The sequence below is a fragment of the Streptomyces sparsogenes genome (genome assembly GCF_001704635.1).
Taxonomy (GTDB): Bacteria; Actinomycetota; Actinomycetes; order Streptomycetales; family Streptomycetaceae; genus Streptomyces; species Streptomyces sparsogenes.
In genome coordinates, this window is sequence record NZ_MAXF01000095.1 from 92,093 (window position 1) to 105,342 (window position 13,250).

At 72.2% G+C, this 13,250-nt stretch carries 11 protein-coding genes and 2 tRNA genes; 6 read left to right on the plus strand and 7 right to left on the minus strand.

Annotated elements, in window-relative coordinates; genetic code table 11:
• Nucleotides 1-32 precede the first annotated feature (32 nt).
• From BBH68_RS19515 to BBH68_RS19525, 4 genes are all read left to right on the plus strand, one after another.
• Complete coding sequence (locus BBH68_RS19515) at nt 33-3,044, plus strand: UPF0182 family membrane protein (RefSeq protein WP_245738139.1); 3,012 nt, start codon at nt 33-35, stop codon at nt 3,042-3,044.
• Between the two features lie 93 nt (nt 3,045-3,137).
• Nucleotides 3,138-3,206 (plus strand) — tRNA-OTHER (locus tag BBH68_RS42025).
• A 184-nt stretch (nt 3,207-3,390) separates the two neighbouring features.
• Nucleotides 3,391-5,181, plus strand: coding sequence for a tetratricopeptide repeat protein (locus BBH68_RS19520; RefSeq protein ID WP_079151086.1), 1,791 nt, complete (start codon nt 3,391-3,393; stop codon nt 5,179-5,181).
• A gap of 129 nt (nt 5,182-5,310) precedes the next feature.
• Nucleotides 5,311-5,387 (plus strand) — tRNA-Met (locus tag BBH68_RS19525).
• A 113-nt stretch (nt 5,388-5,500) separates the two neighbouring features.
• Here the strand turns inward: BBH68_RS19525 and BBH68_RS19530 are convergent.
• From BBH68_RS19530 to hisN, 3 genes are all read right to left on the minus strand, one after another.
• Entirely contained in the window at nt 5,501-5,917 is a 417-nt protein-coding gene (locus BBH68_RS19530) for a Fur family transcriptional regulator (protein WP_065964225.1), read from the minus strand.
• A 129-nt stretch (nt 5,918-6,046) separates the two neighbouring features.
• A complete protein-coding gene (locus tag BBH68_RS19535; protein ID WP_065964399.1) occupies nt 6,047-6,448 on the minus strand; it encodes a CBS domain-containing protein in 402 nt (133 codons plus the stop codon).
• A 449-nt stretch (nt 6,449-6,897) separates the two neighbouring features.
• Nucleotides 6,898-7,692: a histidinol-phosphatase gene (hisN, locus tag BBH68_RS19540; RefSeq protein ID WP_065964226.1), complete on the minus strand. Its 795-nt coding sequence runs from the start codon at nt 7,690-7,692 to the stop codon at nt 6,898-6,900.
• 156 nt (nt 7,693-7,848) lie between these two features.
• On the opposite strand from hisN, the gene BBH68_RS19545 reads away from it, so the two are divergent.
• Entirely contained in the window at nt 7,849-8,448 is a 600-nt protein-coding gene (locus BBH68_RS19545; RefSeq protein ID WP_065964401.1) for a TetR/AcrR family transcriptional regulator, read from the plus strand.
• Nucleotides 8,449-8,489: 41 nt separating this feature from the next.
• On the opposite strand, the gene BBH68_RS19550 is transcribed toward BBH68_RS19545, so the two are convergent.
• The 4 genes from BBH68_RS19550 to BBH68_RS19565 form a co-directional block, all read right to left on the minus strand.
• Nucleotides 8,490-8,813, minus strand: coding sequence for a DMT family transporter (locus tag BBH68_RS19550; RefSeq protein WP_065964228.1), 324 nt, complete (start codon nt 8,811-8,813; stop codon nt 8,490-8,492).
• Nucleotides 8,814-8,934: 121 nt separating this feature from the next.
• Nucleotides 8,935-9,942 carry a ribosome small subunit-dependent GTPase A gene (gene rsgA, locus BBH68_RS19555; protein ID WP_065964230.1) on the minus strand — a complete coding sequence of 336 codons (1,008 nt, stop codon included), beginning with the start codon at nt 9,940-9,942 and terminating at the stop codon, nt 8,935-8,937.
• 12 nt (nt 9,943-9,954) lie between these two features.
• Nucleotides 9,955-11,340, minus strand: coding sequence for a 3-phosphoshikimate 1-carboxyvinyltransferase (gene aroA, locus BBH68_RS19560; protein ID WP_065964233.1), 1,386 nt, complete (start codon nt 11,338-11,340; stop codon nt 9,955-9,957).
• A 76-nt stretch (nt 11,341-11,416) separates the two neighbouring features.
• Nucleotides 11,417-12,130, minus strand: a complete 714-nt coding sequence (locus BBH68_RS19565; protein WP_065964235.1) for a M50 family metallopeptidase — start codon at nt 12,128-12,130, stop codon at nt 11,417-11,419.
• 154 nt (nt 12,131-12,284) lie between these two features.
• On the opposite strand from BBH68_RS19565, the gene BBH68_RS19570 reads away from it, so the two are divergent.
• Nucleotides 12,285-13,118, plus strand: a complete 834-nt coding sequence (locus BBH68_RS19570) for an SOS response-associated peptidase (protein WP_065964237.1) — start codon at nt 12,285-12,287, stop codon at nt 13,116-13,118.
• Nucleotides 13,119-13,250 lie beyond the last annotated feature (132 nt).

Here is a 13,250-nt window from a genome sequence, read left to right on the forward strand (position 1 = left end):
CGAACTTCGAGGTGCGCACCTTGGCTTTCCAGATGCCGGACCGCGGCGGAGGCCCGACGGGGCCGCGGATCAGAGTCGGCCGACCGTCCCGGCGAGCCCGGACCCTGCTCATGACCCTGGGTGTGCTGGCCGTGCTGGCCATGCTCTTCGTCATGTTCGCGGGGTACTGGACCGACTGGCTCTGGTACCGCTCGGTCCACTACTCCTCGGTCTTCACCACCACCCTGTGGACCAAGATCGGACTGTTCTTCGTCTTCGGCTTCCTGATGGCCCTGGCCGTGGGGATCAACATCTGGCTGGCGCACCGGCTGCGGCCGCCGCTGAGCGCGATGTCGCTGGAGCAGCAGAGCCTGGACCGCTACCGCATGGGCATCGCGCCCTACAAGAAGTGGGTGCTGCTGGCGGTCACCGTCCTGGTCGGGCTGATCGCGGGCGCGTCCGCGTCCGGCCAGTGGCGCACCTGGCTGCTGTGGGTCAACGGGGTGCCGTTCCACCAGCAGGATCCGCAGTTCCACAAGGACGTGTCGTTCTACGCGTTCGATCTGCCCTGGTACCGCTTCCTGCTGAGCTTCGGCTTCGCGGCGACGGTGCTGTCGCTGGTCGCCGCCGCCCTGGTGCACTACCTGTACGGGGGGCTGCGCGTCACCAGCCCGGGCGCCCGCGCGACCGGCGCCGCCACCGGCCATCTGTCGGTGCTGATGGGCGTTTTCGTCGCCCTCAAGGCCGTGGCGTACTGGCTCGACCGGTACGGCCTGGCGGTGAAGTCGAGCGACTTCAAGGCGACGAGCAGCTGGACGGGTCTGCGCTATGTGGACGCCCACGCCTATCTGCCCGCGAAGACGATCCTGTTCTGCATCGCGGTGATCTGCGCCGTGCTGTTCTTCGCCACGCTGTGGCGGCGCACCTGGCAGCTGCCCGTCATCGGCTTCGGCCTGATGGTGCTGTCGGCGATCCTGATCGGCGGGCTCTACCCGGCGATCGTGCAGAAGTTCCAGGTCCAGCCCAACGAGCAGGCCAAGGAAGCGCCGTACATCGAGAAGAACATCGAGGCCACGCGCAAGGCGTACGGCCTCGACGACTCCGAGGTGACGGACTACAAGGGCGAGGCGCCCAAGGACGCGGACCGCAAGAAGCTGCGCGCCGAGGCCGAGACCACGGCGAGCCTGCGCCTGCTCGACCCGAACGTGGTCTCACCGACCTTCCAGCAGCTTCAGAAGGTCAAGGACTACTACGGCTTCCCCCACACCTTGGACGTGGACCGCTACAAGACCAAGGACGGCAAGGAGCAGGACACCGTCATCGGCCTGCGCGAGCTGAACGCCAGCGGCATCCCCGAGCACAACTGGATCAACGACCACTTCAAGTACACCCATGGGTACGGCGTGGTCGCGGCCAAGGGCACCACGACCTCCAAGACCCGGCGCGGCGCGCCGGACTTCATAGAGGAGGACCTGCCCGCCAAGGGCCAGCTCCCGCCGTACGAGCAGCGGATCTACTACGGCGAGAAGACCACCCAGTACTCGATCGTCGGCGGACCGCAGAAGGAGCTCGACCGCTCCACCGACAAGGGTGAGAAGACCTACCGCTACCAGGGCGACAGCGGCGTCAAGCTGTCCAACCCGATCACCCGCGCCGCCTACGCGCTCACCTTCAGCGAGCCCCAGATCCTGTACTCCGGGGCCATAGGGGACGGTTCGCGGATCCTGTACAACCGCACGCCCAAGGAGCGCGTCGAGGCGGTCGCGCCGTGGCTGACCATCGACGGCGACGCCTACCCCGCGGTGGTCGACGGCCGGATCAAGTGGATAATCGACGCCTACACGACGACGGACGGCTATCCGTACGCGTCCCGGACGACGTTGGGCGACACGACGGCCGACTCGCTCAACGACAGCGACGGCGAGCGGTCGGTGGTCGCGCAGCAGAACAAGGTCAACTACATCCGGAACTCGGTGAAGGCGACCGTCGACGCCTACGACGGCAAGGTCACGCTCTACGAGTGGGACACCAAGGACCCGGTGCTGAAGACCTGGAAGAAGGCGTTCCCGGGCACGGTCAAGCCGAAGAGCGCGATCAGCGACGACCTGATGCAGCACCTGCGCTACCCGCAGGACCTGTTCAAGGTGCAGCGCGAGCTGCTCACCCGCTACCACGTCACCAATCCGGTGACGTTCTACAGCGGCAGTGAGGTGTGGCAGGTCCCGGACGACCCGACCAACAAGGGCAACTCCGTGCCGCCGTACTACCTGAGCATGCGGATGCCGGACCAGAAGGAGCAGACCTTCTCGCTGACGACCACGCTCACCCCCAAGGGCCGGGACAACCTCGGCGCGTTCGTGGCGGTGGACGCGGACTCGGAGAGCAGCAGCTACGGCAAGATCAGAATCCTCAAACTGCCGTCCGACACCGGTGTGCCAGGCCCTCAGTTGGTGCAGGCCAACTTCAACTCCGATGACCAGATCGCCGGAAAGCTCAACATCCTCAAGAGAGGCGATTCGGAGATCGAGTACGGCAATCTGCTCACCGTCCCGCTCGGGGACGGCCTGCTGTACGTCGAACCGGTCTATCTGCGCGGCGCCAGTACCGACCTTCCGCTGCTGCGGCAGGTGCTGGTCAGCTACGGGAACAAGACCGCCTTCGAGAGCTCGCTCAGCAAGGCGTTGGACGTGGTCTTCGGCCAGAGCGAGCCATCGGACGCCCCGAGTGACGGCCAGGACGGCGGGCAGGACAACGGCGGCCAGGACAACGGCGGCGGTGGCGGCGGTGGTGACACGGCCAAGCCGCCGGCCGGTGACTCGACCGTGGAGCAGGCCCTGAAGGACGCCGAGAAGGCGTACGAGGACGCCCAGGACGCGCTCAAGAAGGACCCGCAGGACTGGGAGGCCTACGGCAAGGCCCAGCAGGCCCTCAAGGACGCCCTGGACCGGGCCGCCAAGGCCCAGGAGAACGGCGCCGGGAAGAAGGGCCAGAGCCAGGACGGCAAGCAGCCGGACCAGAAGCAGGACCAGGCCCCGGACGACAAGGCCCGGCGAGAAGGCAGCTGAGGCACGGCCCGGGCGGCCCAGGCCGCCCGGGTCGCTCGGGCGAACGCCTGAGCGGCCACCACTCCGCGCCGTGGTAACGTAGAGGCACAACGGCGCGGGGTGGAGCAGCTCGGTAGTGGGCTCATAACCCAGAGGTCGCAGGTTCAAATCCTGTCCCCGCTACTGACAGACAAGGCCCGGATCCGCAAGGATCCGGGCCTTGTCGTGTGTCCACCGGGGACGTCCACCCAAGGAATCGAGATACAAGCGTTTGGGTTGTCTCTCTGTGGGCATGTCGACAAAACGCTGAAGTGACCTCATCGGCTGGGGTATACCAAGGTGTACCCGGGTTGCAGGTGATGCCACGATGGAATTTATGGGGGACAGGGTCAGTCTGTTGGAGACAGGGCGTTTTGCGCAGTCGCACGACGATGCCGAGGAAGAGACCCGGCACCGCCGGGCCGCCGAGTCCGGCGACATCGCGTCGATGAGCGCCCTGGGCGCGCTGCTGCTGCGCCGCGGCGACCTCGACGGCGCCGAGCCCCATCTGCGCGCCGCCACCGCGGCCGGCGACCGCGCCGCGGCCAACAACCTCGGCGTCCTCCTCCACCAGCGCGGCTACGCCGAGGAGGCGGCCGGCTGGTGGCGCGTCGCCGCCGTCGCCGGCTCCGCCGCCGCGGCCCACGCCCTCGGCCGTCACCACCGCGAGCGCGGGGACGAGCCCGCCGCCGAGTACTGGCTGCGCCAGTCCGCCGAGTCCGGCCACACCCTGGGCGCGTACGCCCTCGGCGACCTGCTGGAGCACCGCAGCGACATCGGCGCCGAGCGCTGGTTCCGGGCCGCCGCCGAGCGCGGCCACCGAGAGGCCTCGTACCGTCTCGCCCGCATCCTGGACAAGCGCGAGGGCGAGGCCGCCCGAGGCCGGGCCGGTCCCGGCGCCGAGTCGGAGGCCGAGAAGTGGTACCGCCAGGCCGCCGCGCGCGGCCACCGGCGCGCCGCCCTGCACCTCGGCACGCTCCTGGAGAAGCGCGGCGAGACCCAGGAGGCGGGCCGCTGGTACCTGACGTCCGCCAAGGACGGCGAGCCCCGCGCGGCCTGCGCGCTCGGCTTCCTGCTGCGCGACGCGGGCGACACCGACAGCGCCGCCGTCTGGTGGCACCGCGCCGCCCAGGAGGGCGACGGCAACGCGGCCAACGCGCTGGGCGCGCTGCACGCCGACCGCGGCGAGACCCAGACCGCCGAGCGCTGGTACCGCACCGCCCTGGACGCCGGGGACATCAACGGCGCGTACAACCTGGGGCTGCTCTGCGCCGAGCAGGGCCGCACCGCGCAGGCCGAGCAGTGGTACCGCCGCGCCGCCTACGCCGGCCACCGCGAGGCCGCCAACGCCGTGGCCGTCATGCTGCTGCAGCGCGGCGACGCGGCCGGCGCCGAGCCGTGGTTCTCCAAGGCCGCCGAGGCCGGAAGCGTGGACGCAGCGTTCAACCTGGGCATCCTGCACGCCGGGCGGGGCGAGGAGCGGGCCGCGCAGCAGTGGTACGAGCGGGCCGCCGCCGCCGGGCACACCGAGGCCGCGCTTCAGGTCGGCATCGCCCTGCTGCGCGAGGGCGACGACCGCGAGGCCGAGCGCCACCTGCGCTGCGCGGCGGGGGGCGGCAGCGCGGAGGCCGCCTTCCGGCTGGGCGCGCTGCTGGACCGGCCCTCCGCCGACGGGGCCTCCCCGCGCGGCTCCCTCGGGCGCGCCGAGATGGAGCCGGTCGTACCGGAGTACGAGGAGTGGTACGAGCGCGCCGCCCGGCAGGGCCACCGGCGCGCCCAGGTGCGCATGGGGATGCTCGCGGCGGGCCGGGGCGATGTGGTGGAGGCCGCGCGCTGGTACCGCGAGGCAGCCGAGGCCGGCAGCAGCAACGGCGCCTTCAACCTGGGCCTGCTGCTCGCCCGCGAGGGCAGCGAGCCGGAGGCCGCCCTGTGGTGGACCCGCGCGGCCGAGGCGGGCCACGGCCGGGCCGCCCTGCGGCTGGCGCTGCTCGCGGCCCGCCGGGGCGCGCTCTCCGAGGGCCAGCGCTGGTGCGCCCGGGCCGTCGAGCTGGGCCCGGCGGAGGTCGCCGAGCGCGCGGCGCGGCTGCGGGACGCCCTCCAGCAGGAGCTCACGGCCTGAGCCGCGCCCCCGCCCGCGCGCCCTGCGCCCCGGGCTCAGCGCCCCGGCCCCAGCGCCCCGGGCTCAGCGGGCCCTGTTCTCGCGATTTGCCCCAGCCGTCGACGTGTGGTTACTATTGCGTCACATCGACGCGGGGTGGAGCAGCTCGGTAGCTCGCTGGGCTCATAACCCAGAGGTCGCAGGTTCAAATCCTGTCCCCGCTACCAAGGCGAAGGGCCCGGATCCTCCAGGATCCGGGCCCTTCGTGCAGCCTCAGAGCCTTGGGCGTGGCACCCGGGCCTTTCCGGCGGTGTGATCAGCGCCCTTCGGGGCGGTGTGCTCAGGCGCTCGCGCAGGCCGGGCAGAGCCCGCGGTAGGTGACCTGGACCGTGGAGACCGCGAAGCCGAAGCGCTCCTCCGCCGGAAGGTCGGCCAGCGGGTCGCCGGAGGGGTGGACGTCGCGGATGGTGCCGCACGAGGCGCACACCAGGTGCTGGTGCGCGTGGTGGGCGTTGGGGTCGTACCGCTTGGCCCGCCCGTCCGTGCTGACCTCGATCACCTCGCCGAGCGAGACCAGCTCGCCGAGGGTGTTGTACACGGTCGCGCGGGAGATCTCCGGCAGGCGCTCGGTCGCCAGGGCGTGTACCTCGTCGGCGGTGTAGTGCACGTGGTCCCCGTCGAGGACCTCGGCGACGACACGCCGCTGGGCCGTCAGCCGCCAGCCGCGTCCCCGGAGTCGTTCGAGAAGGTCGCTCATGCCAATTCACCTATCAGTCAGATAAGGCAAGGGTAGCAGTGGGCCGGTCCATGATCAGAACCGGTATCACTCTCCATGCCTTCTTGACTTAGACGACGTCCAAACCCCTCGCACGCCCGGGCGCCGGGTTCACCCCGCGAGCGCCGGCGCGGGCCGCCGCGCGCCGGTCCAGCAGCGGATGATGTCGCGCACCGACACCACGCCCACGGGGTCGCCCGCGTCGAGGACTATCAGGTGCCGGAAGCCGCCCCGGGCCATCGCGTGCGCCGCCTCGTCGAGCGTCCACTGCGGGGCGGCGAAGACGACGTCGGAGGTGGTGTGGGCGTGGGCCCGCTCGCGGTCCGGGTCCTCGCCCGCGCCCAGTGAGTTGAGGACGTCGCGCTCGGTCAGGATGCCGAGCCCGCTGGTATCCGGGTCCAGCACGATCGCCGAGCCGACCCGCCGGGCGGACATCAACCGGGCGGCCTGACGCAGCGTATGGGCGGGGCCGATGGTGAGGACGACCGAGCTCATGGCGTCGCGGACGAACATGGGCGGGGACAGGGTCATGAGCCCTCCTTGGTGAATCCTTACTGCGACGGTGGGTCCTTGCTGCGACTCCTCATGGCGCAGACGCGCTGCTGGGATGCACAAGTTCACAAGCGCGCGGATTCACATGCTCACATGAGGGCGTGGACGCTCACAAGGGGCGCGCGGAAGCCGATCCGCCGCATGCCGCGCCCCCGTGCCCCGGACCGCACGAGCCGGTCCCCGCCCAGAGCGGGCCCTAGGGGGTGTCTTGTGGATCATGCTGTGCTCCCGACGCCTGGCACGCCCGCCCCCAGCTACCGCTGGGAGGTGCCCCCGGCTGCGTTGTCGTCGTCGCACGCAGCGCCGCTGCGCTCTCCTCCTCCGCCTTGCGGCTGGACGCTCCCCCAGCTACCGCTGGGCGGTGCCCCCTGACGCCGCTCGCTGATCCAGCCTGATCCACAAGACACCCCCTAACCGCCCAGGTGGCTCAGCAGTTCGTCGTGCAGCAGGCCGTTCGAGGCCGCCGCGTCACCGCTGAGCGGCCCCGGTACCCCGTCGAGCCCCGTGAAGCGGCCGCCCGCCTCCTGCACGATGATCGCGTTCGCCGCCATGTCCCACAGCGACAACTCCGGCTCGGCGCAGATGTCCACCGACCCCTCGGCGACCATCATGTACGGCCAGAAGTCGCCGTAGCCGCGCGTCCGCCAGCAGGCCCTCGTCAGCTCCAGGAAGCCGTTCAGCCTGCCGCGCTCCTCCCAGCCGCTCAGCGAGGAGTACGCGAACGACGCGTCCTCCAGCCGCGCCACCCGCGACACCGCCAGCCGGGTCGCGGAGGACAGGCTCCGGCCGGTGTACGCCCCCAGGCCCTCGGCCGCCCACCAGCGGCGGCCGAGCGCCGGCGCCGACACCACCCCGACCACCGGCCGGTCGCCGCCCTCGCCGCGCTCCATGAGCGCGATCAGCGTGGCCCATACCGGCACCCCGCGCACATAGTTCTTGGTGCCGTCGATCGGGTCCACGACCCAGCGGCGCGGCCCGCTGCCCTCGCTGCCGAACTCCTCGCCCAGCACCGCGTCCCGCGGCCGGGCGCGCTGGAGCGAGGTGCGGATCAGTTCCTCGGCGGCCTTGTCGGCCTCGCTCACCGGCGTCATATCGGGTTTCGTCTCGACCTTGAGGTCGAGCGCCTTGAATCGCTCCATGGTGGCGGCGTCGGCGGTATCGGCGAGTACGTGGGCGAGCCGCAGGTCATCGTGGTAGTCGGGCATGGCCGAACAGTATCGACACGGAATCGGCCGATCCACACGACCGCGGCCGGACGGGGGCGCCCGGGGCGCACGCCGGAGCTATTGACACCACCTGGCGGTGCGTCAATTCTGTCCGCACGTGCCGCCCAAGACGGACGCATGGCCTGGGAGGCGACGATGCCCGCAGCACGTGAATCCTTGCTCGACGCGGCCTTCACCGCGCTCGCCGAGCGCCCGTGGGCGGGGGTCCGGATGGTCGATGTGGCCATGGCGGCCGGGGTCTCGCGGCAGACGCTCTACAACGAGTTCGGCAGCAAGGACGGCCTCGCGCGCGCTCTGGTGCGCCGCGAGGCCGAGGCGTATCTGACCGGCGTCGAACGGGCCCTGTCCGGGGCCTCCGGCGCCGTCGCCCCGAACGAGCGGCTGGCGGCCGCGGCGGGCTGGACCGTACGGGCCGCGGCCGCCAACCCCCTGGTGCGGGCGGTGCTCACCGGCTGCTGGAACGAGCGGCTCCCCTCGCCCGTACGCGCCGCGGCCCGCCCGCCCCGGCGCGGGGGCGGCCCCGACCCACTGCCCTCGCCCGTCGAACTCCTGGGGCAGGTCAGGGACCGCGCGGTGCGCCTGCTGGCGGGCGACTGGCCGCAGGACGGGGCGGCGGAACTCGGCCGGGCCTGCGAGACGGCCGCGCGCCTGGCGCTGTCGTACGTGGTCGCGCCGGTGGCGGAGGAGCGGGGGGAGAGCGAGGTGGAGAGCCTGGTGCGCGGGGCGCTGGCCTAGTGCGCAGAGTGAGCCCGGCGCGCCCAGTGCGCCCAGTGCGACTAGTGCGCCGAGCCGGAGAGCTGGAGCCCGATCACGCCGACGATCACCAGCGTGATGGAGACGATCTTGAGCGTGGAGACCAGGTCGCCCAGGAAGACCATGCCGTAGATGGCGGTCCCGGCCGCCCCGATACCCGTCCACACCGCATACGCCGGACCCACGTCCAGCTTCTTCAGAGAGAGCGTCAGCAGGCCGAAGCTGCCCAGCGCGAAGGCGCAGAAGGCGATCGTCGGCCAGAGTCTGGTGAAGCCGTGCGAGAGCTTGAGACAGACGGCGAAGCCCGTTTCGAGTAGCCCGGCGACCACGACCAGCAGCCACGCCATACAAGTCCTCCCGCGCCGGTGTCGGCTGCTTCCGCCTCGATCGTGTGATTATCCATTTACCGCCCGCGGTGGGTGGCAAACGTCACCGTCCTTCGGCGGGTCGGACAGGGGCAGCCGCGGATCAGTCGCCCTCGCGCCGCTCGCGCGTCGCCAGCAGCCGCCGCAGCGAGTAGAGCCGGGCCGGGTCGGCGTGGCCGTCGGCGACCCACTGGTCGAGCGCGCAGTCCGGCTCGTCGTGGCTGCAGGCGCGCGGGCAGCCCTCGGTGCCCGGCTCCAGGTCCGGGAAGGCGTGGATGACCCGCGCGGGGTCCACGTGGTGCAGCCCGAAGGACCGTACGCCCGGGGTGTCGATGACCCAGCCGTCGCCGTCGGGCAGCGGCAGCGCGAGCGCGGAGGTGGTGGTGTGCCGGCCGCGGCCGGTGACCGTGTTGACCCGGCCGGTGGCCCGCTTGCGGTCCGGCACCAGGGCGTTGACCAGAGTCGTCTTGCCGACACCCGAATGCCCGACGAAGACCGTCATCTTGTCCGTGAGCCGCTCGCGCACCCGGTCGGCCACGGCGCCGTCGGCGAGTTCCTCGCGGTTGGTGACGACATAGGGGACGCCGAGCGGCCCGTAGGACTCCAGGAGGGATTCCGCCGGGGCGAGGTCGGACTTGGTGAGGACCAGCAGCGGGGAAAGACCGGCGTCGAAGGCGGCGACCAGACAGCGGTCGATCAGCCGCGGGCGCGGCTCCGGATCGGCGAGCGCGGTGACGATGGCCAGTTGGTCGGCGTTGGCCACGACGACCCGCTCGAAGGGGTCGTCGTCATCGGCGGTACGGCGCAGCACCGACGAGCGCTCCTCGACGCGGACGATCCGCGCGAGGGTGTCCTTGGCGCCCGACAGGTCCCCGACGACCGCCACCCGGTCCCCGACCACCACGCCCTTGCGGCCCAGCTCGCGGGCCTTCATGGCGGTGATCGTGCGGTCCTCGACCAGGACGGTCAGCCGGCCGCGGTCGACGGTCACCACGAAGCCCTCGGCGGCGTCCTCGTGCTTGGGGCGGATGCTGGTGCGCGGGCGGTTGCCCCGGCGGTTGGGGCGGACCCGGACGTCGTCCTCGTCGGTGTGCTTGCCGTAGCGGCGCATGGCGGCGGCGCCTCAGGCTCTCCGCGCGGGGGCCGTCGCCGCGTCGAGCATGCCGGTCCACAGCCCGGGGAAGTCGGGCAGGGTCTTGGCCGTGGTGGCCACGTTCTCCACCTGGACGCCCTCGACGACCAGGCCGATGACGGCGGCGGCCGTGGCCAGCCGGTGGTCCTCGTAGGTGTGGAAGACCCCGCCGTGCAGCGGGCGCGGGCGGATCCGCAGCCCGTCGGCGGTCTCGGTGACATCGCCGCCCAGCTCGTTGATCTCCTTGGCGAGGGCCGCCAGCCGGTCGGTCTCGTGCAGCCGCAGATGCGCGATGCCGTGCAGCGAGGACTCGGAGTCGGCCAGGGCCGCCACCGCCGCGATCACCGGGGTCAGCTCGCCCACCTCGTGCAGATCGGCGTCGATGCCGGTGATCCGGCCGGTGCCGGTGAAGGTCAGGCCGGCGTCGGTGAGCTCGCAGGAGCCGCCCATGTCGGTGAAGATCCGGCGCAGCGCGTCGCCGGGCTGGGTGGTGCGCTCCGGCCAGTCGGGGATAGTCACCCGGCCGCCGGTGACCAGGGCGGCCGCCAGGAACGGCGCCGCGTTGGACAGGTCGGGCTCGACCACCAGGTCGCGGCCCAGCAGGGCGCTGGGCGCCACCCGCCACACGTTCGGCTCGCCGCCCGCCTCCGGGGCGTCCACGGCGGCGCCCGCGGCCCGCAGCATGTCGACGGTCATCCGGATGTGGGGCAGCGAGGGCAGCGCGGCGCCCACGTGGCGCAGCTCCACGCCCTGGTTGAACCGCGGCGCGGACAGCAGCAGGGCGCTGACGAACTGTGAGGAGGAGGAGGCGTCGACCTCCACCGGGCCGCCGTCCAGCGCGCCGCCGCCGTGCACGGTCATCGGCAGCGCGCCGCGCCCGTCGTCGTCGATCCGGGCGCCGAGCGCGCGCAGCGCGTCGATCACGCCGTGCAGCGGGCGCTCGTGGGAGCGCGGGTCGCCGTCGAACCGGACCGGGCCGTCGGCCAGCGCCGCGACCGGCGGCAGGAAGCGCATCACCGTGCCCGCGTTGCCGACGTCCACGGTGGCGGGGCCGTGCAGGCCGGCCGGGATGACCCGCCAGGCCTCGCCGCTGCCCGCGGAGCCCGGGGCGCCCAGGGCGCCGGGGGAGCGGTCGGGCACCGTCTCCTCGATGCCCACGCCGAGGGCGCGCAGCGCCTCGGCCATCAGCAGGGTGTCGCGGGAGCGCAGCGGGCGGCGCAGCCAGCCGGGCTCGGCGGCGAGCGCGGCCAGGATCAGGCCGCGGTTGGTGACCGACTTGGATCCGGGCACGGTGACGGTCGCGTCGACCGCTCCGTCGGCGAGCGGAGCGGGCCAGAGGGCGGTGTGCGCGCCCGAGGAGGTCTCAATGCCGGTCATGGCTCTCACTTTAGTGGCTCGCCGAGAGTGGGATTCTCGATCAAAAACGGCGAAACCCGATCGAAACGCTTCCCGGTCACACCCCCAGCAGCCAGCGGCCGCCGCCGATCAGCGAACTCACCGAGACGACGTGGAAGAGCAGCAGCCAGACCGCGGCCGGGACGTTGGTCAGCCGGGCCAGCTGGTCGGGGTCGGAGTCGTACGCCCCCGAGTAGCGGCGCTTGCGCTGGAGCTCGAACGGCGGGCGGACGCCGCCCAGCAGCAGGAACCACACCACGACGTACGCGAAGGCCGCCTGGACGTCCGGCTCGGTCAGCCAGGACACCAGGAAGAAGGCGCCCCCGGAGACGACGACGGTCAGCACGCCGTACGCGTTGCGGATCATGATGAGCATCGCGGCGAGCAGGGCCGTGGTCCCCCACAGCAGCGCGGTGATGTGGCCCGCCGCCAGCAGCCACGCCCCGGCGAGCCCCAGCAGTGACGGCGCGGTGTACCCGGCGGCCGCGGTGAGGATCATGCCGAGGCCGGTGGGCTTGCCGCGCGAGACGGTCAGCCCCGAGGTGTCCGAGTGCAGCCGTATGCCGTCCAGCCGCCGGCCGCTGAGCAGCGCCACCAGGCCGTGGCCGCCCTCGTGGGCGATGGTGATGGCGTTGCGGGCTATCCGCCAGGCGGTCTGCGACACCACGACGGAGAGCGCGACGAGCCCGGTGGCGGCGACCAGCCAGGTGGTGGGGTCCGGCTGGGTGCCGACGACGCGGTCCCACAGATCGGCGGCGTTCGTGCTGTCCATGTGCGGGAGGCTCCTCGCGTCCGTCTCGGGGCTCGTTCTCTTCCGTACGGCGGTCCGTGCGTCGGTCCGTACGTTGTTCAGTACGTTCTTCTCCGCCGCTCGGTTTCCTCGGCCCGGCGTCACCGGGCCTGGGCGTCGTGGCAGTGTGGCACCTATGTGCGGTCGATACGCAGCGAGCCGGAAGCCCGAGGACCTCGTCGGCCTCTTCGGGGTGCGGAAGTGGGAGCCGGAGGAGACGCTGGCCCAGGACTGGAACGTCGCGCCCACCAAGGACGTGTACGCGGTGCTCGAGCGCCCCCTCAAGGACGCCGAGGACCCGAGCCCGGTTCGCCAGTTGAGGGCGCTGAAGTGGGGGCTGGTCCCGTCCTGGGCCAAGACACCGGACACCGGCGTGAAGATGATCAACGCGCGGGCGGAGACGGTGCACGAGAAGCCCTCGTACCGCCGCCCCTTCGCCTCACGGCGCTGTCTGCTGCCCGCCGACGGCTACTACGAGTGGGTCACCGCCTCGGGGGAGCGGCAGCTGGAGGAGCAGGGGAAGCGCAAGCGGCCGCGCAAGCAGCCGTACTTCGTGACCCCGGTCGACGGCTCCGTCATGGCCATGGCCGGGCTGTACGAGTTCTGGCGGGACCGGACGCTGCCGGACGACCATCCGCGGGCCTGGTGGGTGACCTGCACGGTCATCACCACAGAGGCGGAGAAGGAGCCGTTTCCCCAGCCGGCCGGGGGCGCGGAGGAGGGCGGCGCGGGGCCGCGGTCGCTGGCCGAGATCCACCCCCGGATGCCGCTGGTGCTCACCGAGGACCGCTGGGCGGACTGGCTGGACCCCTCCCGCACCGACCCCGAGGACCTGCGCCCCCTCCTCGCCCCGCCGCCCACCGGGCTGCTGCGCGCCTACCCGGTCGCCACGGCCGTCAGTGACGTACGCAACAACGGCCCGGAGCTGGTGACCGAGCTGGAGGCCCCCGAGGTGGGCACGCTCTTCTGAGCCGCCTCCCCCGTCCCGGCGCCGCCACGAGGCAGGATGGGCCCGTGAGTGCCCAGCGGACCCAGCAGCCCCAGCAGAGCAACCAGCCCCGGCAGGCCAACCAGGCCCAGCAGACCGAGCAGGCCCGGCGGA